Genomic DNA, 19,983 nt, shown 5'->3' with positions numbered 1-19,983 from the left:
GAAACTAGCGACGTTGGCAAGTAGTACAACCACGACAGGCAGAACGTGTGTGGCGATCTAACTTACTACGTTGAACCTTACAGTAGGCGTTTTTCAATGCTCTTCGTCCAGAAAACCAATCGTCGGGCTTTGACAGAATCAGATAACCGTTAAAACGCTTCATCAGTTCTATTCTGTTTTGGTCGATGAACTTGCTATCAAACCCAATTTCAAAGTAATCAAGCGCTTGTTCGATAGAAGTGAAGCTCGTTATTTTTTGTTGGAACTCTGTTTGATTCATGGGTAGCTTATTTGTGACTCATCAATAACAGGTATTGTACTAAGCCTATGGTTTGATTTATTGACCTTAGTTATGAGCTCCCCAGTTTTAAGTGTCAACTTACAGATTAAAGTGATCCCTTTTGTTATTGCGTACTTATAGTTTGAAACATCACAGCGAGAGATAACCCATGAATCGAATTAATCCAAAGAAATTACTTCGCAGTAAATGGACTGCCGTTAGCCCAGTAAAAAAAGAAAAGCACTTTATGATCACAGAGGTTGAATTTGAAGAAGGGGAGGTAATTCGTTGCTTAATAGAGGCAGTGATGACCAAGCGAGAGGAAGCTATTAACTGGCGAGAGCTAACCGACAACCAACACTGGCTCCCTGGTTGGAAGTAGGAGTAAGAAAAGTAATCGAGAAGCCTTTTCCCTTGATTAAGAAACAGGTTCGTGGCTCACGAGCTAGTTCCTATCCACTATTTACAGATGTTTGTTTACAGATGCTCGTTTTTGCCAGTACTTCAGCCCCTCTAAAACGCCCGCGGCGTGTGTTGCTGTGCTGGTGTAAACATTTTCTCTGACGGACAGGTGAGCAACTTCCGGATAATGGTTCGCCACCAATATTGAGTTGACGCCTTCTATAGTAAGCATAGATGTGTCGTTCGCAGAGTCACCTGCAACGCACACTTCTTCAACACTCAAATCATGCTGTTTGAGCAGATGACGAATCGCCGTGGCTTTATTAACTCCTTTGGGCGTTATATCTAAGTACCAGTCGTGAGAGTAAGTGAGATGGACGTCTAGGCCGTGCGATTTCAAGCTCAATCCAATCAGCGTTTGTTGAGGTTCAGATAATTTCCCTTCAAAAGTAATTTTGTAATCGCCTTGATGGTTTTCCAAACGTTCACCCATGAAATTCAGTGATGCGAGCGCCAACTCTACTTTTGATTTGTTCCAAGAAGCTTCTAACTGGTTATGCCAAATATGATCAGGCAATTGGGAGTGGTTGTGATGAATTCTTGTACCAACATCGCTGATAATACTGTGAGGTTTTGGGTAGTTGTTTGAAGCTAATCCAACCCTGATGGAAGGTAAGGTTCTACCTGTCGCAATGATAAAGCGGATATCTGTTTGGTCAGTTAAGTAGTCAGATAACTGATTTACTCCATGAGATGAGCCTCCATCAAGTGTCCCATCAAAGTCACACACCAACATTTTTATCATCAGAATCCCTTTTTTTTTCTTTAATCGATAGGTAGAAAAGATCGACGCCTTGCATAAAGAATGGCTCAGCTGCTAGTACTCTACAAGTCGTCTTTTGGTCTAGATAATCGATATTTGATAGTTTGCAGCAAGTATCACAACTGGTGTTGTATTTTTAAAGGTTGAAGATATTTCGACCAACCTGGGTTCATCTTAATAGAATTGGCCTTATCGACTTTTTCCCTTTATGCCGTGATTTTGCCACTTTTCTGTTCGCTTGAACTTCCAGTTTTTAAGCACCCGAAAAACTTAACCAATAGTTTGTATTCGAATTATTTGTACACGAACTATTTATGCTTAATCTTGGTTCGTTCAGCCTATTCCTTGTACTAATGTAAAATAAATATTCAATAATCTGTCAGTAAGTAATACATAATTCCGTGCGCATTTGTGATTGCTTAATGTCTTTTATTATCAGTATTTTATTGAATTACTCTTTTTATTTTAACCTTGTTTTTTATATGTTATTTGGTAGTTTTAACTGGCCTTTACCGAATGCAACCCCTTGATTTACTCTGCTGGATTGCTTAGAGTGCTAATTGTTTTTTTGAATTTAGATGACCATTTTTAAGTTTAAATAACCATTTTTAAGTTTAAATAACTAACAAAGGATTAGATTTCATGGATCCCATACTGGAAGTTAAGGGACTGTACAAGGTGTTTGGTGAAGACACCGACCGTGCTTTTACGATGATCAGTGAAGGCGCAAACAAAGACAAAGTTTTCGAAGAAACAGGTCTAACGATCGGCGTTAACGATGTTTCTCTTAGTATCAAAGAAGGCGAGATTTTCGTAATAATGGGACTGTCAGGATCTGGCAAATCAACCCTAGTACGCCTTCTTAATCGCTTAATTGAACCCACCAAAGGTAATGTGCTTCTTCGAGGCAAAGATATTGCCCACATCTCAGAAGATGAACTCCGCGAAGTTCGCCGCAACAACATCTCTATGGTTTTCCAAAATTTCGCTTTGATGCCACACATGACGGTGATAGAAAACGCAGCATTTGGCCTTGAGCTTGCGGGTGTTGAGCTAAGTAAACGCAAACAATCTGCATTTGAAGCCTTGGAGCGAGTAGGTCTTGGGCCGTATTCGGAATCTTACCCAGATGAATTATCTGGTGGTATGAAGCAACGTGTTGGTTTGGCTCGTGCCCTAGCATGTGACCCAGATATCTTGTTAATGGATGAAGCATTTTCTGCACTCGACCCTTTGATTCGTACTGAAATGCAGGATGAATTGATTCGCCTTCAAAACGATGACAAACGTACGATTGTGTTCATTTCGCATGATTTGGATGAAGCAATGCGTATTGGTGACCGAATTGCGATTATGCAAAATGGTGAAGTGGTTCAAGTAGGCACCCCTGACGAAATTCTTAACAATCCGGCTAACGATTACGTTGAAGCCTTTTTCCGAGGCGTAAATGTAGCAAGTGTTCTTACTGTGAAAGATATCGCACGTAAGAAACCGGCTGCAGTATTTAAGAAATCGGAACACGATGGCCCAGCTTCTGCTCTGCAAATTCTGATGGATAATGACCGTGAATACGGCATCGTTATCGATAAAAGCAGCCTTTACTCAGGCATCGTTTCTGTCGATTCTCTTCGTCAAGCTCACAAAGAGAACAAATCTTTGGTTAGTGCGCAGCTCGATGATGGTTTAACGCTGAGCCCAGATTTACCTATCAATGATGTACTTGGCCTTGTTGGTGGTGTGCCTTATTCAGTCCCTGTTGTGGATGAACAAGGCAATTACTTCGGTGTGGTGACTAAATCACGACTGTTACAAACATTGGATAAGGGGTAGATCATGTCATCAGAACAAACGAATAATGACCCATGGTCACAATCTACTGTTTCAGAGCAATCGACCCAGCCATCAAGTGATCCTTGGGGTCAAGCAACTGACACCTCACCATCAGCGGATTGGTTAAGCAGTGAAACGGTAGAAACCATACCTTTTGACCCACTTAACCCATTTGCCGAAGCAGTATTGCCTGTCGATACTTGGGTTGAATCTGGTTTGAATTGGTTAGTTGAACACGGGCGTCCGTTATTTCAGGCAATACGAATTCCTATCGATTTCATTCTAAGTTCATTTGAAACGGCATTAGTTTCTACGCCAGCCCCGTTTATGCTTATCATTCTATTTTTGTTGGCATGGCAGTTTTCAAACTTGAAGTTGGGTCTTGCGACTGCAGTATCGCTTACTTTTATCGGTTTGATTGGTGCTTGGTCTGAAGCGATGACCACTCTTTCATTGGTTATGACATCGGTATTCTTCTGTTTATTGATAGGCTTACCAATGGGTATCTGGCTCGCCCGAAGTAATACTGCTGCTAAATTTGTGCGTCCAATTCTAGATGCTATGCAAACCACGCCAGCTTTCGTTTATTTGGTACCAATTGTTATGTTATTTGGTATTGGTAATGTGCCGGGCGTAGTGGTAACCATCATATTTGCACTACCACCAGTGGTACGTTTGACCATCTTGGGCATTCAGCAGGTACCTGAAGAGCTGATAGAAGCAGGTCACTCATTTGGTGCCAGCAAAAAGCAGATGTTATATCGAATTCAATTGCCATTGGCATTGCCAACTATCATGGCAGGCGTGAACCAAACGTTGATGCTGTCGCTATCTATGGTCGTTATCGCGTCAATGATCGCAGTCGGTGGTTTAGGCCAGATGGTATTGAGAGGTATCGGCCGTCTAGATATGGGACTTGCGGCTGTCGGCGGTCTGGGCATCGTTATTCTTGCTATCTTGCTTGATCGCATTACTCAAGTTTTAGGCGCTAACGCAGGCAACACAAAATTACGCTGGTACCAGATGGGACCTGTTTCTCTTGTACTTAACGCATTCAATCTCGGCAACAAATCAGAACTACAATTAAGGAAAAAAACCAATGAATAATTCATGGAAGAGTAAACTTGCTGTTAGCATCGTTTCTACATTAGCAGTATCAACTAACCTTTGGGCTGCAAGCTTACCGGGTGAAGGTGTATCTGTTCAGCCAGTTCAATCTTCTGTCGCTGAGGAAACATTTCAAACGTTGATCGTAAACCGTGCGTTAGAAGAACTTGGCTACGACGTAAAAGCGACACAAGAAGTGGACTACAACGTAGCTTACACTTCTATCGCAAAAGGTGATGCAACGTTCTTAACAGTAGGTTGGTTCCCACTTCATGCTGATAAATACAAAATGGCTGGTGGCGATGACAAATTCTATCGTGAAGGTCAGTATGTAAGTGGCGCGGCACAAGGTTACCTAATAGATAAAAAAACGGCAGAACAGTACAACATTACTAACATTGGCCAACTGACCGACCCGAAAATTGCAAAACTGTTTGATGCAAACGGTGATGGTAAAGCAGACTTAACGGGCTGTAACCCTGGCTGGGGTTGTGAGATGGTTATCGAACATCAACTTTCAGCATTCAAACTTGATGATACAGTTACGCATAACCAAGGTAACTATGCCGCCATTATTGCTGATACGATTTCGCGTTACCAAAAGGGTGAGTCGATTCTTTACTACACTTGGACTCCATACTGGGTGAGTGGCGTGTTGGTTCCAAATGATGATGTAGTGTGGCTAGAAGTACCATTCTCATCTCTTCCTGGCGATCGTGCTGATGTCGATACAACGTTGTCGAATGGTAAAAACTACGGTTTCCAAATGAACTCGATGCGCATTATCGCGAACAAAGAGTTTGCTAAGAATAACCCAGCGGCGGCGAAGCTTTTCGAAATCATCAAATTGAACATCAACGATGTAAGTGCTCAGAACATGATGATGAGCAAAGGCAAAAACAGCTCTGCTGATATTGAAGCGCATGTAAACGGTTGGATTAAAGCGAATCAAAGTACGTTTGATGCTTGGATTGCAGAATCGAAGAAAGCAGCACTTTAATAACACTTACTTGTATTCGTCCAGACAATATCTGGCCCTTTAATTTGATATTATGAGCGTGTTTAGCGCCAGTGTAGAGTCGCCGAATCACCATCAAATTAAGTAAAGCAATGGCAAGTGTTAATCACTAAAAAAAGCCAGTAGTCTTATTTGGACTGCTGGCTTTTTGCTTTCTGTTTTACTCTTGAGCTTCTAGCGTTCGCCTTGAACTTCAAAGTAGTCGCTTACTAGGCGAGCATGGCCATCGCCTTCCAAAGCCCAGTGCTCACGGTGCACGACACCGAATGCCTTGTTCATCGTCCAGCTTGCAGTCAGGATGTAACCACCTTCTGGGTGTTCTGCCCACGTCACGTCTGTGTAATCAACGTCTTTGAAGCCTTGGTCAATAATATTCTGCCAAAATGCTTGAATCGCTTCACGACCTTCAAAAACACCAAACGGACGCGCTTCCATCACACATACTTCAGTGTATTGAGCTGCACACTCTTTGGCATCTTGGCTGTTGAATGCTTTCTGCCATGCGTCAATGCCTTGCTTGCATGCTTCTAATATTTGGTTGTTTAACATTATTCTCTCCATAACAGTCTTCTTTCAAACACTGTGTTTTGATTTGGGTATCTTGATAAGTTGGATTCAGTTTAGTTCTATAAATTGAATGGAAAAACAGAGATAATAAAAAAGACTGTATGTAAAAAGAGAACAATTAAATGAATAAGCTAAAGCAGATGTCTATTTTCGCTCATATTGTAGAGCAGGGTTCAGTATCAGCGGCGGCTGAAAAGCTTGAACTATCTAAGTCTGTCGTCAGCCAGCACCTTAAAATACTGGAACAAGAGTTAGGCGCCTCACTTCTTAAACGAACAACGCGGAGACAGATCCTGACCAGTATGGGGGAGCGTTTTTATCTAAGCTGTAAAGACATCAACGTGATCGCTGACTCTGCTTGGGATATGGCGAAAGCAGAATTAGAAGAGCCACAAGGTCGGATTAGAATCACGGCGCCGAATGCGCTGATGGACTTGCTCGTCGCGCCTGTTATTGCAGAGCTAATGAAGCAATACCCGAAATTAGAACCAGAACTGATTGGTGATGACCAGCACTTGGACTTCATGGAGCACGATATTGATCTCGCGGTACGAGTGGGAAGCTCACGTGACAGTAACCTAAAGCAGAAGCGTTTGGGTGAGTTCAAAGACGTGTTATGTGGCGTCGAAAGTATGCGAGATAGTGAACTTACTTCTATTCCATACATTGCAAACTCGTGGCAGGGAAAGCAGGTGACTCATTCTTTCACTTCTAACAGTGAGCAAGACTTTGTTTACCAACAACGAGCCAGTTGCACCACTAACTCATTCCACAGCTGTCTTGCCTTAATCAAATCAGGCGTTGGTATTGGTGTAATACCAGATTTCTACCTTCATCAGCTATCCGATGAGGTGGTCGATGTCATACCGAACTTTCAATTGCCAACTAACACGGTCTATGCGTTAACCCCATTCGCTGCAAACACACCGATCGCCATTAAACTATGTGTTCAAGCATTGGAAGATAGACTCAAAAATGACTTCATTTAATTGGTGTGAGGTTTTCATCTTAATAACCGTCTACTCGATGTTAAGGGAGATTACTCAGATGGCAGGTTCTGCTTCAGCTCTAATAACATTTGATACGCGCTTTCCCCAGACATTTCATATGGGTTAAATTGGTTAGAGGCCGAAAATTGTAAGCTCAACAATTCAGTCAAGCTAGATTGGGGAATATCACCCATTGACCAATCACCAAACTGTCGGCTATCAATTTCTTTGTAATAGAGAATTGTCACGTTGTTGTGGCGATGGTCATTGAGAATATGGTTGTAGGTATGATTGACCGCATCTCTCGACCCCTCTATACACTGAAGAAAATACTTTTGATTATGACTAAGTAGCCCAGTTAAATGGCTTTGTTTATTGTGGTCACGGGAAATATCCAAAATATCATCTAAAGCTTTGGCGTCGCAACTTTCGCAAAGCGTACTGACATAAATCAACCGAGTTAGGAACATAAACACCACTTCAATTTTTGTTTAAAGGTTACCTACAAATATAAGCCAAGTTGATGGAATTGCGAATTCAGCGACAAAACAGGGTGTTCTAATGATTGATTAGTCAGTAATTATCAGAATCTAATTGGCTTGTTAGTGCGGAATTTTATGAACAAGGAGTATCATAACAATACTCCTTGTTCACTTTTCATGATATTTAGACTGACGTTAGTAGTGACCAGGGAATGTCGGACTAAATACAGGGTAGAGTGCTCTCAGCTCATCTTGGCTAAGGTAGCCACGTTGAGTCTTGATGACTTCTCCATTTTCTCGGTATACAGCCATAGCACTTGAGTAGGTGCCGGTTTCTAACCAAGAGGTCTTGAATTCGGCACAATAAGCGTCGATACAATTTCGTGGGTTTTGAGTGGCCCAACTGCCAAATCCAGTCTTCCAACCCAATAGTGTAGAGCCTTCACTTACGATTTTATCGTCATCTATGTAATGAAAACTTGATGAAGAGTGTTCAATTTCGATTTCGGTATTTCCAATTAAATCACTGTAAAATACGTAAGTAGGCCATAAGTCAGCGGTGTTATGAGAAAGAATGAAGGTCACTTTAGCTGAGCCTTCTAATAATTGTGTTTCACGCTCTATAGTAAATATGATTCTTTCTTGTATGTCCGCAAGGTTGCAGCTCCAAAGTTGACACGCATTGTACATCTCGTCGTAACTTGTTCCCCAGCGTTGGGCTGCTTCAACTATTAACGCGTCTTTAGATGGATTTAAGTCTGTATCTTCATCAGGATTGGTTTGATCGCCCGCAGAGCCATCGCCGCCTTCTGGTGGTAAGATCGGTTTTTCAGGGTTATGAGGTGCTGAACCATCAACTGAATTAGAATCATTTGAGCTGTTACATCCGGTCAGTAACGCCGCTATTAAGGAGGCAAATAAAGCTGTTCTTTTCATTTTGAAACTACTCTCTACTTTAGAAAAAAGTATCCTAACTATGTGACAAGCATTATCTTTCAATGATGGCTTATCGATAACTTTCCATTGATAGAGGTATAGTATTTGCGATGTTTACAACTGGCTAACTAGTGGTTTGAATATGAATAATAAGTAGCGCTTATCACGAGAAGGCGGAAGCAGGTGAAGTGCAGAGTCATGCTTTTATCTCTAATCAATAAACGGTGAGCTATATTATCTAAGCCCACCATCTAAGTAATTGAATCTAATATTTAGTTATTCACTACTGAGATTGACTCAACATTTGAAGATAGGTCGAAGCGAACATTGACAAGTACATCTTCACGTTTAAAAGTCACATCATCAAAATCTGTTGTCGCAATTTTAAATCCATTTCTTGCGAATAAGCTCGTCACAATTGTGCGTTGTTTTTGTTCCATTGCGTTTGTCAGTAGCTTGTCCATTATTATTTCCCTTGAGTAACCGTATGCATAAAGCAAAGGTACAGCTTCCAACGTATGAGATCAATTGCTTAATAGACAGTCATGGTTAATGTGTTGTTTAGTATTATTCAGGTATGTTTTATTGTGATGGAACGGGGTGTTTTTTTACGTTTACTTATTGAATTTCAAGAATTTTGTGATGTGGCTTCAAGCGGCTTTGTGCGTTTTAGCAACCAGTATAATTATGAGTGAAACATATGCTTACAAAGTTGTAGGTTTTGCAGGCTAATATCATATGTGCATTAATCTGATACTCAGCGGTAGTTCGGGTGAAGCATTACATGGGAGTCACTAATGCTCAGGCCCCTTCTAATTATGATAAATGTTATTAACCATATAAGCTTGATTTTAATATTGGCTTGATTTATAAATTCACCGTTCATTAATAACTTCATGATTATATTAGCTTTTACTAACCTTTAATAACATGGAGAAAAGCGATGAATAAGAACCATAAGCGCAATAGGTTGGCGAATATAATGCGATTTCGTAAGTCTTATAAGGAGACTGATTTTCTTGTAAATGACAGTGAATTACGAGTTAAGAAGGACGTTTATAGCTTACGGAAAATTAAACAGTTAGAAGTTCGTCAGTTAGGCCTTAAAGAAAACGCAATCAATATCGTTTCATTGGCTTTGGTGCTTTCCGCTGCTACTTGGGCATTTGTACCTCAGTTTGGTTTGCCTATGCTTGCACTGACTTTTATTTTGGCCTTTATCTCATGGCGAAGATATGAGTTGCGTGTAGAGTTTAAAGGGTCAGATGAAACGGGCGATCATTGGGTGTCTGTCGCTCGTGGTTGTACTCGCGAAGAATTCAAAGTCTTGAAAAACGTTGAGTTGGAGTTACGTGACCAGGTTTATTCGTAAACTAGTTTTCGTAATGTAGATAGCATCACTCTAACTACGCTTGTGAAAACAAAGCTCGTCATTATTTGACGAGCTTTTTGTTTTCTGAATAGCATGAATAAAGTATTCCATTATTTAACAACGATTGTTATTCGTATAATTCTTTAGTTGTGGCATTTATGATTTGGTTTTGTTCTTAGATGTAGTGATTGTTAAAACGTCAAAGGGACTATATTCAATTTCTAGGCTGGGATTTGAACTGTACGGTTTACATTGGCTCCTAATGATAGTTATCGTTGAGATTGATAACCCTTTTAATCAGGTTTGGAAAGTATATGAAAGTCACTATTAGGCCCGCCATGCCAAGTGAATTGGCCGCTATTTATGCTTTGGTCACCTCAAACGATGAGTGGACGAAGTTTAACGGCCCTTATTTCCCGTATTCCCACCCATCATTTGAACAGTTTGAAAGTTGTTCGTTCCGACGGTTACTCAATGGAGCTGATTTACAGTTGGTGGTTGTAGACGGTGTGCCTGTAGGAACCGTCAATTGTTATTGGGAGTGTGAAGAGACCCATTGGCTTGAAGCTGGCGTTGTTATTTATGATTATAAATATTGGGGTAAGGGCATTGCAGCGTTAGCACTTCCTTTTTGGGTCTCTTATTTATTCGAAAATAAGCAGATAGAGCGTGTGGGTTTAACTACTTGGTCGGGTAATCCGCGGATGATGTCACTGGCGTTGAAGTTGGGTTTTCAACAGGAAGCGAGACTAAGAAAAGTACGCTTTTATAAAGGCGAGTATTATGATTCAGTTAAGTATGGCCTGTTGCGTTGTGAGTGGTTGGAACGCCATTAACGACTTGTAAATATAACGGATAACTCTTTGATCTAAAAATCGAGAACGAGCGTATTTTTGTCTAGTTTAACTAGGATGAGTGTGCAATGAAGTTATCGAGAGAAAGTGAATCAAGAATTATAGAGATGGCGTGGGAAGACAGAACGCCATTTGAGGCCATTGAGTTACAATTTGGTTTGAATGAATCTGAAGTGATTCGCTTTATGCGTGCCAAATTAAAGCTGGGGAGTTTCAAGTTGTGGCGGTCGCGTGTTTCCGGGCGATCAACAAAGCATTTAAAGCTTCGTAGGTCGGATGTTTCGAGAGGTTATTGCCCGACCCAGTATAAGCAGCGTTAGAGTGTTCATACCTTAGCGCTGTGTTATCGCGCTTGAATTTGTACAGCTTAGTGGATGATGAATTCATCCACACTAATCTATCAAACTGAATTAAAGGTCAGTTGGCTTTGCGCTTAACCATTTTGTTCACAGCTTTCAAAGAAGACTTAACCATCACTGTGTGCGATTTTATTTCCTTAATACTTTTAACAAATATCGAAGATAAGTTAAGAAGACAAATGACGAACAGCACGAACGTCGTTTTCAATCCGAATGACATCACCTTGAGGTCCGTACCCGTTAGGGTAATCTTTCGCGTTGCCTGTTTTCGGTTCTGCCCGTTGAGCGCCCGCGCCATGTACATCAAGTAGAGTGCACGTTTTTGATTTTGGTCTCTTCATATAACCTAAGCATTCGTCGAAGCAGAAGTAGGCAGCTTGTGATTGTGATTTTGGACCAACGCGGAGGTGAGTCGTGTTACTCCAAAATGCAGGGTAGTTAAGCTTTCCTTGTTCGTCTTGAATTGAGGATATCGAAAATACAGGGTCAATCGCTGCAGAGTTTGTTGCTTGAGGCGAACGGTATTTCCACGAACTAGACGAGCAGTGAACTTGTTTGGTGCGTGGATGGACAAGTGGATATCCTTACACATTAGGTTCACTTCGAACTGTCGTTAACTATCTATTACCACAGTATTTATATGCTTGAAATATTAGACTATTGTTAAGTTACAGTGATACTTAGTTGAGGGTTCGGAAATGACAAGGTTTGTATTGGTAATATTGTTTATGCTTATTTCTACTGGTTGCGGAACCAGTGACAGTGCTTTAATGAAGAGTGGCCATAACGAATCTTACATACAAGGTTTCCATGACGGTAGACACAGCGGAATGCAAGAAACTGGTAATGACTTCGAAGACTATATAAAAGATGAAAAGCGTTTCAATTCAGATACCGACTACAAACAAGGCTGGCTTGCGGGCGAGTCTGAGGGTAAAAAACTGCAAGATGAAGCAACTTCGATTGGTAAAGGTTTAGCAGGTAGTTATCCACAAAAGACTAAATCGACGAGCTCTGATGATGTAGCAAAAGAAGCATTGAAAGGTATCGATACATCAGGGTTGGAGAACTTGGAATAGGGGGCAAAACACGTAAGTCTTCAATCCTTCTTACTATAAATATCCCGACAGAAAGGTAGGTACAAAGAGGCAGTAATTGTTTCAGTATATTGCGCGAGATTTACGACGTTTTTGAGGGCTCAAAAACGGTGAAACCCCGATGTTGGTAGTAATCTTAGCTGTATGATATTGATTTATATGAATTTCATGTATTTAGAGCTGGTGGTTAAGCTCTAATTGGCCTAAAAAACGGTTAAAAAGGCCAATGAAATAGTCAAATAAAATCAATAGATTAGCAACTTGGTACTACTGTATTAGTCCACCCTAAAGTGGGCTTGAAATCGATTCGTTGAATCGTTTTACGCTTCGGGAATTCTTTTTGTTAATTGCTGCGCAAATAGAATGTCACTGAAAAAATCGTGCATAGTTTTTCTACCAGTAGATGAAAAATCCTAATTTTCATGTAGTGAGAAAGGTAAGGAGAACGATATGGCGACGCGTAAAATCAGACCTAGACAATTTATTGATGAGTTTTACCCTGATTCAGGGATATGCAATACCACCATCATAAACTGGATTAAACATGGCAAGCTTGAGGGCACGAGAACGCCAACGGGCCGATATTTAGTCTGTGTTGACGACGAGATAGGGAACCCTGCAGACAGGGTGAGTGAACTTCTAAGATTCTTGGAGTCATAAATGGTTGGTAGAGCTAGAAGCAAAGAAACGGCTCATTACCCTCCATTCTTGGTGAAAATGAGCCATAGGGGTCAATCTCGGTTTCGGTTTACGACCGTAGATGGTGTGAAGAAGCTATTTCCTATCGGGACTGTAGAGCAAGAAGCGATACAAGCTGCGCATGTTTATAACTTGCAGTATCGTCCTGAGCTAGGAAGCGCATTTTCCCTTTCTGAGATGACCCCATTTCGCAAAGCTGTCTCCAAAGGCCGCAAGGATAAATTCAATCGGCCTTTAAAAGAGTGGCTTCCATTAGTGTTGTCTCGTGTGAAGAAAGAAGAACGGCTTTCCAAAGACGTTTATCGAAATTTGGAAAGGGACTGTTACCGCCTTGATGAGTTCATGGGGCGGTTGCCAACCAAATCGATCAAGTTACAGCACATCAATGAGTTCCTTTCTAAATACTATTCAGAGTTAAGTAATCGTCAGCTCAACAATAAGATCAGTAACCTTAAAAAGGTATTTTCCTACCTTGCTGATGAGAGTGCTATTGAGAGTAATTTTGTACTCAATAAAAAACAGCGTCGATTGACCAGAGAAGATTACACAAAAGCTCGCCACGACCTAGATATCGAAAATTACCAAAAGGTCTACGATGCAGCGCCACTGTTTCTTAAGGTTGCAATGAGCTTAACTCTTGAGACAACTCATGCTGTGAGGGAGATCTATAGGCTTCGTTATCGGATATACAAACCACGGGAAGGTGTTTGTGGGATTCTTTGGAACCCTGATAAAGAGGTGGAGTATGTTGATGGGCATGCTGTGTATGGAATGCTTTATGTTCACCGAGAGAAGGTGAAAAAGTCCGATGCTTCCACTGTGGCCATTCCTGTCACCCAGACGATTAAAGACATTGTCGACCTTTCTAAAACATCGAGATTGATTTGTCCTTATATCGTTCACCGTAAACCTAAACAGCAGCAACGTGGTATTTCAAAAGAGACCGACCATCTTTACCAAGTCCACCACCACAATATAAGTAAAGAGTTCAGTAAGGTTCGAGACTCTTTAGGGCTTTATAGTCACCTAAAGAAATCGTTAAGGCCGACCTATCATGAAATTAGAGGGCTGGCTGCTCGAATGATTGAACAGCAAGGGCAGAGTGCTACCGAGCGAATGGCGCATGCGAACGCTAAAACAACAAAAATCTATACAGGTACAAGTGACATTATTTGGCACCAAGTACCACCTGTTGAGGTGATGCCGAAAAGTGGCCTGAAGTGATTTGTGTTAGTTGTTTAGTTTTGGAGGAATTCGGAATCCGAATTTGAATTCGCATCGCTTTAAATTGCGTTGTAATTCGGATTCCGAATTATTAGATTAAGGAAATACGACTTGAGTCCCTTCACCACAAGAGCATGCAATGGAGTATGTGTTCTTTTTCTTACTGACTTTAGCTGAATTAGATTGGCAAGAATGGCAACTAATACGCATTGCAGTATTTACCTTACATTGTGGGCAGTAGACGTAATACCCATACTTTCCATACCTCGGCTCGGTCTGCGGGCTTTGACACTTCTTACAATTAAAACCATGCCTTATTTGTGGAGCGTTGGCCTCTTCAATTATTTCTTGAGCTGGAACCAAGTCTACCTTTTCAGTTTTGCTCAATTCTGCGATATGTACTTTGGGAGCTGGAGAGGACGTAGGCACATGTTGTTCGTTTAGAAAGTGAACTAGGCGGTACAGTTCATCACGATTAAACGTAGGATTCGGATTTAGTATTGAACCTACGCGGTGCTTTTTGATGAGACTCTTAGCGCAGCTACCAATAGATTCGGCTTTAATGAGCTTCTTCGATATATCTTTAGGGATAGAAGTTCGATCGATTAGAGCGTCATTGGATGCGGCACAGAGTTGATCCCAACAGCGACCACCAAAGTACCCTTGTAAAAATGCAATCCGGTCTAGTAACGACTTAGCGTTGTCATTTAAAAGTGCTTTCAATAGTTTGGTTTGTAACTTAGCTTGTTCGATAGGCGAGGGCATTCCTGTCCACTTCCCTCGTACGGTTCGACTCCATTCGAGTTGATTGTTGACCTTAACCTCACCACGAATCGATTTCGACTCAATAATGATAAATCCTTTGTTATAAAGGACTAAGTGATCGATCTGAGCAGTTTCATTTTTAAACTGTATGCGTAGGTCATTAATAATGAAAACGTCATTTGCATCTCCAAACTCTCTGCGTAAGTAAAACGCGACATCTTGCTCTACTTTTGCGCCAGCTTTCTGTTGAAGACTGTTGTCGATTTTTGAATCTCTATCCTTAGTAATCATTCATTATTCCTGCTTTTTTATAAAAGCAGTTTACCATGCAGTCTTGTTCATATTGATAGTGTGTATGTTTTTGAGACATATGTTCTTTTTCGAACACTGTTATTGATGAAAATTGTGAAATATCTCTTTTCGAAAGCTCGAAGTAGAGAGTAGGAAACCTGCAACTCGCTGTTTAATAATGTGTTTGTTATGCATCCTGTTATTGTGCGTGTTAGGGCGTTGTGAGCGCCATGAAAGTTGTAAATAGGCAATGGTGGCGTAACAATAAGAGGTGATACGCAGCCATTGCTGCAGAGAAAAACACACACATAAATTGTTATTGAGCTTTTGGAGTGACTAGAGGCCTCAGCCCTAAGAGCAGGTGATAGTGCCCTGTTTCGTGATTATGAAGTCATTTCAGAATTCGGAATCCGAATTTCATTTATCGTTATTTTACGAATATTCTTGATAATGGGCTAACAACACCATTGGCGCCTCTATCAATGATGTGAGTATAGATTTGCGTTGTCTTCAAATCGGTGTGCCCAAGTTGTTCTTGAACGGTTCTGATATCAGCTCCGCTTTGAAGAAGGTGCGTAGCGAATGAGTGCCTTAAAGTATGACATGAGATATTTTTCTCAATGTTGGCTTTTTGGCCTGCTACCTTAATGTGTTTTTGAAGCGCTGTTGGGTGAATATGGTGTCTACGTAGCTCGCCCGTTTGTAAATCTGGCGACAAACGACTAGAGGGAAAGAGGAATTGCCAATTTAGACTCCTTTCTGCGCTCGGGTATTTTCTAGCAAGAGCTTCAGGTATGTATACACCAGAGAAAACTGTGTCATTCATGTCTTGATGATAGTAACTCGCGGATCTCTGTTGCTGTTGTTTGATAGCGGGGAAAAGCTCTGGTGCTATTGTCACTATGCGGTTTTTACCTCCTTTCCCTTGCCATACACGTACAGATTTATATGCATAATCGATATCTTGTATACGTAAGCGTAGACACTCCATTAAACGCAACCCTGATCCATACATTAATTGATAAGGTAATTTGTAGTTAGGTGAACAGTGATTGAATAGCCTTCCAATCTCTTCTGGAGTCATGACTGTTGGCAATTTTCTTGATTTATCTGAGCGCCGAAACTGCATATCAAGTTCTATGGGTTCTTGAATAATTTCTTTGTATAAAAAGACCAATGCATTGAGAGCCAGACTTTGCGTTTTCCTCGCTGATTTTTTGTTAACAACCAGGTGCGTTAGGAAATCTTCTACATGCCTGGAAGTTAAGCCCTTTGGGTGCTTTTTATCATGATAAAGAATGTATTGGTGAATCCAATAAATGTACGCCTCCGTTGTACGAAGTGCATAGTGCCGTCCAAGCATATATTCTTGTATATACGATAGAAATGGTGATTTTTTCATTAAACTGTAACTGGTTATCCATACATGAGTTGAAGTTTGGCACATCAATTCATGCTATATAGAAAAATTCTGTATTTTGGGATGTAGGCAGAGAGCTGTAGTGCTTAAGTTACTGTTAGTTTTCATAAAAACGGGGTATCGTTTACGTCATTGAGATACTAGACAGAATAATTCTGTATTTAAGTGCAGAACTTTTCTGTCTAATATAGCTGTTAGGCATTTATGAGGAAAATATGGAATTTGATTACATCGATGGGCAGAAAGTCCCTCAAACATATATTGATGAAGATTTTGAGCTTGTTGGCACACATGATGGAACTGTCCATGTAATTTCAGGAGTATTCAAACTGCTGGGTACTCTTCGCGGGACATTAGACATTAAAACTGAGAAAACGCTTGAAATACTAGGAAATCAACAGGGTACAGTTTCCTTGTCAAATGATTCCAACGTGATTGTCAAAGGAACTATTTCAGGGACAGTAAGCATTCCCTATGGTGCAGTTATGACTATCGAGCCTTCAGGAAAACTACAAGGTACATTAGTAAATGATGGAACGGTTATTCTAAAAGGAGTATTTGGTGGACAACAGTCGGGCGCTGGCGATTTGATAATTGAAGATCAAGGTTACATTAAACAACCAGTAGTCAAAGATGGAATGACTTTCTACCAGTGGTAGCACATGCCTAACAAACTGTTTAAGAGTGATTCGCAACGCGTGGCATTTTTACTATGCGTTGCGTTTAGTGTTTAAGGTGGTATGCGGTAGCTTCGGTATTGCGTTGCTCACACCTTAACAGGGCGTTAGGCAGTCGCCGTACCATAAGTTTTATTAATAAAGGAGAGTTTATGCCAGCGGTTAGTCATTCTGTTGTTCATCTAACAATGAGGTTCCAAAAAACAGAACTATCAATTGGGACCGGTGTTTTATATAAGAGTGGTGAGGAATACTACATAGTGACAGCTTGGCACAATCTTAGTGGTAGACACTCCGAGACTCTAGCCCCTCTGTCTAAAAACTTAGCAATTCCCGACAATGTTGTCGTAAGACTATCGATTAATATGGCTGGAGTTGGTTCACTTCGTCAGTCATTAACGATTCCGTTAACAGACGATGAAAAATCGCTGTACTATATTCACCCTAAAAACTGGCCTCGTGTTGATGTGGCAGTTATTCCATTCGATCCAAGTGCAACTTATAGATCGGAAGGTTATCTATCTACAGGTGAAACTCTTGATATGGAATTTTCTCCTATTATGCAAGTTCATGGAACTGGTATGTCTGAAGTGTGTCCCATTCAGAATTATTTAGTACCAAGTAGTGATGTTATCAATAAATGGTTCGATTCAGTAGAAGTTACGGAAGAAGTCTTTATTCCAGGTTACCCTCATAATATCCAAGACTATTATTCACAACCTGTATGGAAACGCGCGACTATAGCTACATCTGTTCAAGATGGTTGGAATCGAGAGCCTAAGTTTTTAATTGATAGTGCATCTAAAAGTGGTATGTCTGGTTCACCAGTTTTATATTATTGCCCGAATGGAACAGTAAAAATAAAAGGCACTCAGTATCAGTTCAATCATGATATTGCTATTCTTGCAGGAATATATGTTGGACGCCTTGGCATTAAAGGCGATCAAGATCCTCAAATCGGAACTGTTTGGCATAAATCTGTTATTGATGAGATTATCGAGTCCAAATTGTATGAAAAATTACCATTTGAAATAGAGCTAACCCATAGTGAGCTTATTGAAAAAATGCAAAGCATATTGGCGCGCAGTTCTAAGTCGGGCTTAGATAATATTAAAAATGAAGAAATGCCATCTAGGTATTATGTGCGAAATGAACTGTTAGAAAAAATTAGTGGTAGAGCTTCTCTTGAAAATGCTTTGGAAGCTGTATTAGATGCAGCTGAAAACTATAAAGGTGAGTTGGTACCAGATAAAGAATAAATTGCCTAACAAAGCGTTTAAGACAGATTCCCAACGCATGGCATTTTTAATTCCATCGTTGGGTTTTGCGTTTACGGTGGTATGGTTAGGTTTTGTGGTGGCGTTGCTCACTACTTAACGTGGCGTTAGGCATTTACATACAGCTTTAGCTAATAGGAGACAATATGGGCGACTGGGATCATTTACATGATATGTATAACGAAGGTTATAGTGCTGATCAAATAGCAGAAGCAGCAGCCTGCGGATATAACCCTTATGAGTTTGACCCAGATGATTTTGGGTATTCTTCCGATGAGTGGGAAGTAGTAGATAGTAATTTCAGTTCGGATATGCCTGAAATTAATCCTGAATTGGAGTCTATTTTTGAAGGGTTGGTTGATAGTGCTGAAGCTTTTTACAAGCTTACAAATCGTTATTTACAGATTTGGGGTGAGTTGGGTGAGTTATATGCTGAAATCGCGTATGGTATCAAGCGGCATAAACCACACACTAAAGGTTCTGACGGAAAGCTAGGAAATGACTTCATCGAGATAAAAACTATATCTCCAGAGAAGAGCAAAGATGAAGTTAGGGTTAAACGCGCAGGGAATTTCAACAAGCTTTTAATAGTAAAAATATCGGAAGACTTTACGTTTGAAGCGAAACTGATCGCTCGAAAGGACCTACCAAAAGGTGACGGCAAGCATGCGAAAGCTTCTTGGGATTGTAAGCAACAAAAATAAAAATGCCTAACAAACTGTTCAAGAGTGATTCGCAACGCGTGGCATTTTTACTATGCGTTGTGTTCAGTGGTTAAGGTGGCATGCGGAAGCATCGGTATTGCGTTGCTCACACCTTAACAGGGCGTTATACCGCAATCAATCATCTACCTTTTCATAGCTTTACGGTAAACATCGCTACGTTCGCGTTTTCCGACTGCTAAGACGGTTACAATGATGACATCGTCTTCAACTTTGTAGACGAGACGGTAGCCCGATTGGCGCAGCTTAATCTTATACATGTTGTCAGCTCCAGAGAGTTTTGAAGCCGGAACATGCGGGTTATCTAAGCGCTCGATTAGCTTTTTCTTAAATTGTTGTTGAAGCGTTGAGCCAAGCTTTTTCCACTCTTTGAGTGCGCTCTTTTTAAAGTCGAGTTTATAGGTCATCAATATTTACCGAAATGCTCTCTTCAGATTCACGCTCTTTCGCAATAGTAAGTAGTTCAAGATCTTCGAGTCTGTCCATCATCATTTCGTACGCTTCGGCTGGTACGCAATAAAATGCTGGCTCATTTCGGTTCAGTACAGCAACAGGTTCACCGTAAGCACTAGTTGCAACTTTCATAGGGTTAGCTTTCAACTCAGTAATGCTTGCAGCAACATCGGCTAAAATTCTAGTGGTCATTTAATAGGTCTCTTAAGTGGTCTTTTTTTTGGTCATTTTAGCCTCAACCAAGCGGTATAACAAGTTGCTTAAGAGTGATTCGCAACGCGTGGCATTTTTACTATGCGTTGGTTTATGTGTTTAAGGTATTATGCGGAGGCCAAGGTA

General features: G+C 40.8%; 26 protein-coding genes. 14 read left to right on the top strand and 12 right to left on the bottom strand.

The features are described from left to right. Window positions 1-4 precede the first annotated feature (4 nt). Window positions 5-280: a nitrogenase-stabilizing/protective protein NifW gene (locus SJY39_RS24245; RefSeq protein WP_010440385.1), complete on the bottom strand. Its 276-nt coding sequence runs from the start codon at window positions 278-280 to the stop codon at window positions 5-7. A 169-nt stretch (window positions 281-449) separates the two neighbouring features. On the opposite strand from SJY39_RS24245, the gene SJY39_RS24240 reads away from it, so the two are divergent. Next, window positions 450-662, top strand: coding sequence for a TIGR02450 family Trp-rich protein (locus SJY39_RS24240; RefSeq protein ID WP_010440387.1), 213 nt, complete (start codon window positions 450-452; stop codon window positions 660-662). A gap of 81 nt (window positions 663-743) precedes the next feature. On the opposite strand, the gene SJY39_RS24235 is transcribed toward SJY39_RS24240, so the two are convergent. Next, complete coding sequence (locus tag SJY39_RS24235; protein ID WP_016793120.1) at window positions 744-1,487, bottom strand: HAD-IIB family hydrolase; 744 nt, start codon at window positions 1,485-1,487, stop codon at window positions 744-746. A 660-nt stretch (window positions 1,488-2,147) separates the two neighbouring features. Here SJY39_RS24235 and proV point away from each other — a divergent pair. From proV to proX, 3 genes are read left to right on the top strand one after another with little or no spacing between them, the layout of a single operon-like run. After that, window positions 2,148-3,335, top strand: a complete 1,188-nt coding sequence (gene proV, locus SJY39_RS24230; protein WP_010440391.1) for a glycine betaine/L-proline ABC transporter ATP-binding protein ProV — start codon at window positions 2,148-2,150, stop codon at window positions 3,333-3,335. A 3-nt stretch (window positions 3,336-3,338) separates the two neighbouring features. Then, window positions 3,339-4,442, top strand: a complete 1,104-nt coding sequence (proW, locus tag SJY39_RS24225; protein ID WP_010440393.1) for a glycine betaine/L-proline ABC transporter permease ProW — start codon at window positions 3,339-3,341, stop codon at window positions 4,440-4,442. Further along, window positions 4,435-5,442, top strand: a complete 1,008-nt coding sequence (proX, locus tag SJY39_RS24220) for a glycine betaine/L-proline ABC transporter substrate-binding protein ProX (RefSeq protein ID WP_372275505.1) — start codon at window positions 4,435-4,437, stop codon at window positions 5,440-5,442. The genes proW and proX overlap by 8 nt, the downstream gene beginning before the upstream one ends. A gap of 192 nt (window positions 5,443-5,634) precedes the next feature. Here the strand turns inward: proX and SJY39_RS24215 are convergent, their stop codons facing one another. Beyond that, complete coding sequence (locus tag SJY39_RS24215; RefSeq protein WP_010440397.1) at window positions 5,635-6,009, bottom strand: nuclear transport factor 2 family protein; 375 nt, start codon at window positions 6,007-6,009, stop codon at window positions 5,635-5,637. A gap of 140 nt (window positions 6,010-6,149) precedes the next feature. On the opposite strand from SJY39_RS24215, the gene SJY39_RS24210 reads away from it, so the two are divergent. Next, entirely contained in the window at window positions 6,150-7,016 is an 867-nt protein-coding gene (locus SJY39_RS24210) for a LysR family transcriptional regulator (protein WP_016793121.1), read from the top strand. A gap of 50 nt (window positions 7,017-7,066) precedes the next feature. Here SJY39_RS24210 and SJY39_RS24205 read toward each other — a convergent pair whose 3' ends face one another. The 3 genes from SJY39_RS24205 to SJY39_RS24195 form a co-directional block, all read right to left on the bottom strand. Next, window positions 7,067-7,486, bottom strand: coding sequence for a BLUF domain-containing protein (locus SJY39_RS24205; protein WP_016796603.1), 420 nt, complete (start codon window positions 7,484-7,486; stop codon window positions 7,067-7,069). A gap of 207 nt (window positions 7,487-7,693) precedes the next feature. Then, complete coding sequence (locus tag SJY39_RS24200; RefSeq protein WP_010440403.1) at window positions 7,694-8,434, bottom strand: hypothetical protein; 741 nt, start codon at window positions 8,432-8,434, stop codon at window positions 7,694-7,696. A 272-nt stretch (window positions 8,435-8,706) separates the two neighbouring features. Continuing rightward, window positions 8,707-8,898 (bottom strand): hypothetical protein, encoded by a 192-nt coding sequence (locus SJY39_RS24195; protein WP_010440405.1) that lies wholly within the window; start codon window positions 8,896-8,898, stop codon window positions 8,707-8,709. 479 nt (window positions 8,899-9,377) lie between these two features. Between SJY39_RS24195 and SJY39_RS24190 the strand changes: the two genes are divergently transcribed. From SJY39_RS24190 to SJY39_RS24180, 3 genes are all read left to right on the top strand, one after another. Further along, the gene (locus SJY39_RS24190) at window positions 9,378-9,806 is read left to right on the top strand and encodes a hypothetical protein (RefSeq protein ID WP_016768598.1); all 429 of its coding nucleotides are present in this window, start codon (window positions 9,378-9,380) and stop codon (window positions 9,804-9,806) included. 314 nt (window positions 9,807-10,120) lie between these two features. Further along, complete coding sequence (locus SJY39_RS24185) at window positions 10,121-10,642, top strand: GNAT family N-acetyltransferase (protein ID WP_016793124.1); 522 nt, start codon at window positions 10,121-10,123, stop codon at window positions 10,640-10,642. Window positions 10,643-10,728: 86 nt separating this feature from the next. Continuing rightward, entirely contained in the window at window positions 10,729-10,980 is a 252-nt protein-coding gene (locus SJY39_RS24180; RefSeq protein WP_016786255.1) for a TIGR03643 family protein, read from the top strand. Window positions 10,981-11,077: 97 nt separating this feature from the next. Here SJY39_RS24180 and SJY39_RS24175 read toward each other — a convergent pair whose 3' ends face one another. Continuing rightward, window positions 11,078-11,269, bottom strand: a complete 192-nt coding sequence (locus tag SJY39_RS24175; RefSeq protein ID WP_229632042.1) for a hypothetical protein — start codon at window positions 11,267-11,269, stop codon at window positions 11,078-11,080. After that, window positions 11,187-11,360, bottom strand: a complete 174-nt coding sequence (locus SJY39_RS24170) for a hypothetical protein (RefSeq protein WP_010440413.1) — start codon at window positions 11,358-11,360, stop codon at window positions 11,187-11,189. The genes SJY39_RS24175 and SJY39_RS24170 overlap by 83 nt, the downstream gene beginning before the upstream one ends. A 387-nt stretch (window positions 11,361-11,747) precedes the next feature. Here SJY39_RS24170 and SJY39_RS24165 point away from each other — a divergent pair, with 387 nt between their 5' ends. The 3 genes from SJY39_RS24165 to SJY39_RS24155 all read left to right on the top strand — a co-directional run bounded on the left by SJY39_RS24165 (window position 11,748) and on the right by SJY39_RS24155 (window position 14,039). After that, complete coding sequence (locus SJY39_RS24165; RefSeq protein ID WP_010440416.1) at window positions 11,748-12,098, top strand: hypothetical protein; 351 nt, start codon at window positions 11,748-11,750, stop codon at window positions 12,096-12,098. A gap of 468 nt (window positions 12,099-12,566) precedes the next feature. Next, window positions 12,567-12,776, top strand: a complete 210-nt coding sequence (locus tag SJY39_RS24160) for a hypothetical protein (RefSeq protein ID WP_010434910.1) — start codon at window positions 12,567-12,569, stop codon at window positions 12,774-12,776. Next, the gene (locus tag SJY39_RS24155) at window positions 12,777-14,039 is read left to right on the top strand and encodes an integrase (RefSeq protein WP_016791377.1); all 1,263 of its coding nucleotides are present in this window, start codon (window positions 12,777-12,779) and stop codon (window positions 14,037-14,039) included. Between the two features lie 96 nt (window positions 14,040-14,135). On the opposite strand, the gene SJY39_RS24150 is transcribed toward SJY39_RS24155, so the two are convergent. Then, a complete protein-coding gene (locus tag SJY39_RS24150; RefSeq protein WP_016768603.1) occupies window positions 14,136-15,095 on the bottom strand; it encodes a nuclease-related domain-containing protein in 960 nt (319 codons plus the stop codon). Between the two features lie 427 nt (window positions 15,096-15,522). Continuing rightward, window positions 15,523-16,497, bottom strand: coding sequence for an integron integrase (locus SJY39_RS24145; RefSeq protein WP_016791378.1), 975 nt, complete (start codon window positions 16,495-16,497; stop codon window positions 15,523-15,525). Window positions 16,498-16,730: 233 nt separating this feature from the next. Here SJY39_RS24145 and SJY39_RS24140 point away from each other — a divergent pair, with 233 nt between their 5' ends. From SJY39_RS24140 to SJY39_RS24130, 3 genes are all read left to right on the top strand, one after another. Continuing rightward, entirely contained in the window at window positions 16,731-17,174 is a 444-nt protein-coding gene (locus SJY39_RS24140; protein WP_053808682.1) for a hypothetical protein, read from the top strand. A 170-nt stretch (window positions 17,175-17,344) separates the two neighbouring features. Continuing rightward, window positions 17,345-18,451 carry a hypothetical protein gene (locus SJY39_RS24135; protein WP_016793510.1) on the top strand — a complete coding sequence of 369 codons (1,107 nt, stop codon included), beginning with the start codon at window positions 17,345-17,347 and terminating at the stop codon, window positions 18,449-18,451. 164 nt (window positions 18,452-18,615) lie between these two features. Further along, window positions 18,616-19,173 carry a hypothetical protein gene (locus SJY39_RS24130; protein ID WP_016793511.1) on the top strand — a complete coding sequence of 186 codons (558 nt, stop codon included), beginning with the start codon at window positions 18,616-18,618 and terminating at the stop codon, window positions 19,171-19,173. A gap of 143 nt (window positions 19,174-19,316) precedes the next feature. Here SJY39_RS24130 and SJY39_RS24125 read toward each other — a convergent pair whose 3' ends face one another. Continuing rightward, on the bottom strand, window positions 19,317-19,598 hold the full coding sequence (locus tag SJY39_RS24125) for a type II toxin-antitoxin system RelE/ParE family toxin (RefSeq protein ID WP_010429015.1): 282 nt from the start codon (window positions 19,596-19,598) through the stop codon (window positions 19,317-19,319). Further along, window positions 19,588-19,836 (bottom strand): type II toxin-antitoxin system Phd/YefM family antitoxin, encoded by a 249-nt coding sequence (locus SJY39_RS24120; protein ID WP_004730320.1) that lies wholly within the window; start codon window positions 19,834-19,836, stop codon window positions 19,588-19,590. The genes SJY39_RS24125 and SJY39_RS24120 overlap by 11 nt, the downstream gene beginning before the upstream one ends. Between the last annotated feature and the right edge of the window lie 147 nt (window positions 19,837-19,983).

This window comes from Vibrio sp. R78045 (assembly GCF_042466085.1).
Classification (GTDB): domain Bacteria; phylum Pseudomonadota; class Gammaproteobacteria; order Enterobacterales; family Vibrionaceae; genus Vibrio; species Vibrio cyclitrophicus.
Note: the sequence above shows the minus strand (reverse complement) of the source record. Positions and strands in the feature narration are given on the sequence as shown.

Coding starts and splice junctions, on each gene's coding strand:
- SJY39_RS24140 (WP_053808682.1), top strand. CDS start 16,731: ATGGAATTTGATTACATCGATGGGCAGAAAGTCCCTCAAACATATATT.
- SJY39_RS24185 (WP_016793124.1), top strand. CDS start 10,121: ATGAAAGTCACTATTAGGCCCGCCATGCCAAGTGAATTGGCCGCTATT.
- SJY39_RS24165 (WP_010440416.1), top strand. CDS start 11,748: ATGCTTATTTCTACTGGTTGCGGAACCAGTGACAGTGCTTTAATGAAG.
- SJY39_RS24150 (WP_016768603.1), bottom strand. CDS start 15,095: ATGATTACTAAGGATAGAGATTCAAAAATCGACAACAGTCTTCAACAG.
- SJY39_RS24190 (WP_016768598.1), top strand. CDS start 9,378: ATGAATAAGAACCATAAGCGCAATAGGTTGGCGAATATAATGCGATTT.
- SJY39_RS24130 (WP_016793511.1), top strand. CDS start 18,616: ATGGGCGACTGGGATCATTTACATGATATGTATAACGAAGGTTATAGT.
- SJY39_RS24240 (WP_010440387.1), top strand. CDS start 450: ATGAATCGAATTAATCCAAAGAAATTACTTCGCAGTAAATGGACTGCC.
- proW (WP_010440393.1), top strand. CDS start 3,339: ATGTCATCAGAACAAACGAATAATGACCCATGGTCACAATCTACTGTT.
- SJY39_RS24125 (WP_010429015.1), bottom strand. CDS start 19,598: ATGACCTATAAACTCGACTTTAAAAAGAGCGCACTCAAAGAGTGGAAA.
- SJY39_RS24155 (WP_016791377.1), top strand. CDS start 12,777: ATGGTTGGTAGAGCTAGAAGCAAAGAAACGGCTCATTACCCTCCATTC.
- SJY39_RS24200 (WP_010440403.1), bottom strand. CDS start 8,434: ATGAAAAGAACAGCTTTATTTGCCTCCTTAATAGCGGCGTTACTGACC.
- SJY39_RS24205 (WP_016796603.1), bottom strand. CDS start 7,486: ATGTTCCTAACTCGGTTGATTTATGTCAGTACGCTTTGCGAAAGTTGC.
- SJY39_RS24195 (WP_010440405.1), bottom strand. CDS start 8,898: ATGGACAAGCTACTGACAAACGCAATGGAACAAAAACAACGCACAATT.
- SJY39_RS24120 (WP_004730320.1), bottom strand. CDS start 19,836: ATGACCACTAGAATTTTAGCCGATGTTGCTGCAAGCATTACTGAGTTG.
- SJY39_RS24145 (WP_016791378.1), bottom strand. CDS start 16,497: ATGAAAAAATCACCATTTCTATCGTATATACAAGAATATATGCTTGGA.
- SJY39_RS24245 (WP_010440385.1), bottom strand. CDS start 280: ATGAATCAAACAGAGTTCCAACAAAAAATAACGAGCTTCACTTCTATC.
- SJY39_RS24135 (WP_016793510.1), top strand. CDS start 17,345: ATGCCAGCGGTTAGTCATTCTGTTGTTCATCTAACAATGAGGTTCCAA.
- SJY39_RS24170 (WP_010440413.1), bottom strand. CDS start 11,360: ATGAAGAGACCAAAATCAAAAACGTGCACTCTACTTGATGTACATGGC.
- SJY39_RS24160 (WP_010434910.1), top strand. CDS start 12,567: ATGGCGACGCGTAAAATCAGACCTAGACAATTTATTGATGAGTTTTAC.
- SJY39_RS24215 (WP_010440397.1), bottom strand. CDS start 6,009: ATGTTAAACAACCAAATATTAGAAGCATGCAAGCAAGGCATTGACGCA.
- SJY39_RS24210 (WP_016793121.1), top strand. CDS start 6,150: ATGAATAAGCTAAAGCAGATGTCTATTTTCGCTCATATTGTAGAGCAG.
- proV (WP_010440391.1), top strand. CDS start 2,148: ATGGATCCCATACTGGAAGTTAAGGGACTGTACAAGGTGTTTGGTGAA.
- SJY39_RS24235 (WP_016793120.1), bottom strand. CDS start 1,487: ATGATAAAAATGTTGGTGTGTGACTTTGATGGGACACTTGATGGAGGC.
- proX (WP_372275505.1), top strand. CDS start 4,435: ATGAATAATTCATGGAAGAGTAAACTTGCTGTTAGCATCGTTTCTACA.
- SJY39_RS24180 (WP_016786255.1), top strand. CDS start 10,729: ATGAAGTTATCGAGAGAAAGTGAATCAAGAATTATAGAGATGGCGTGG.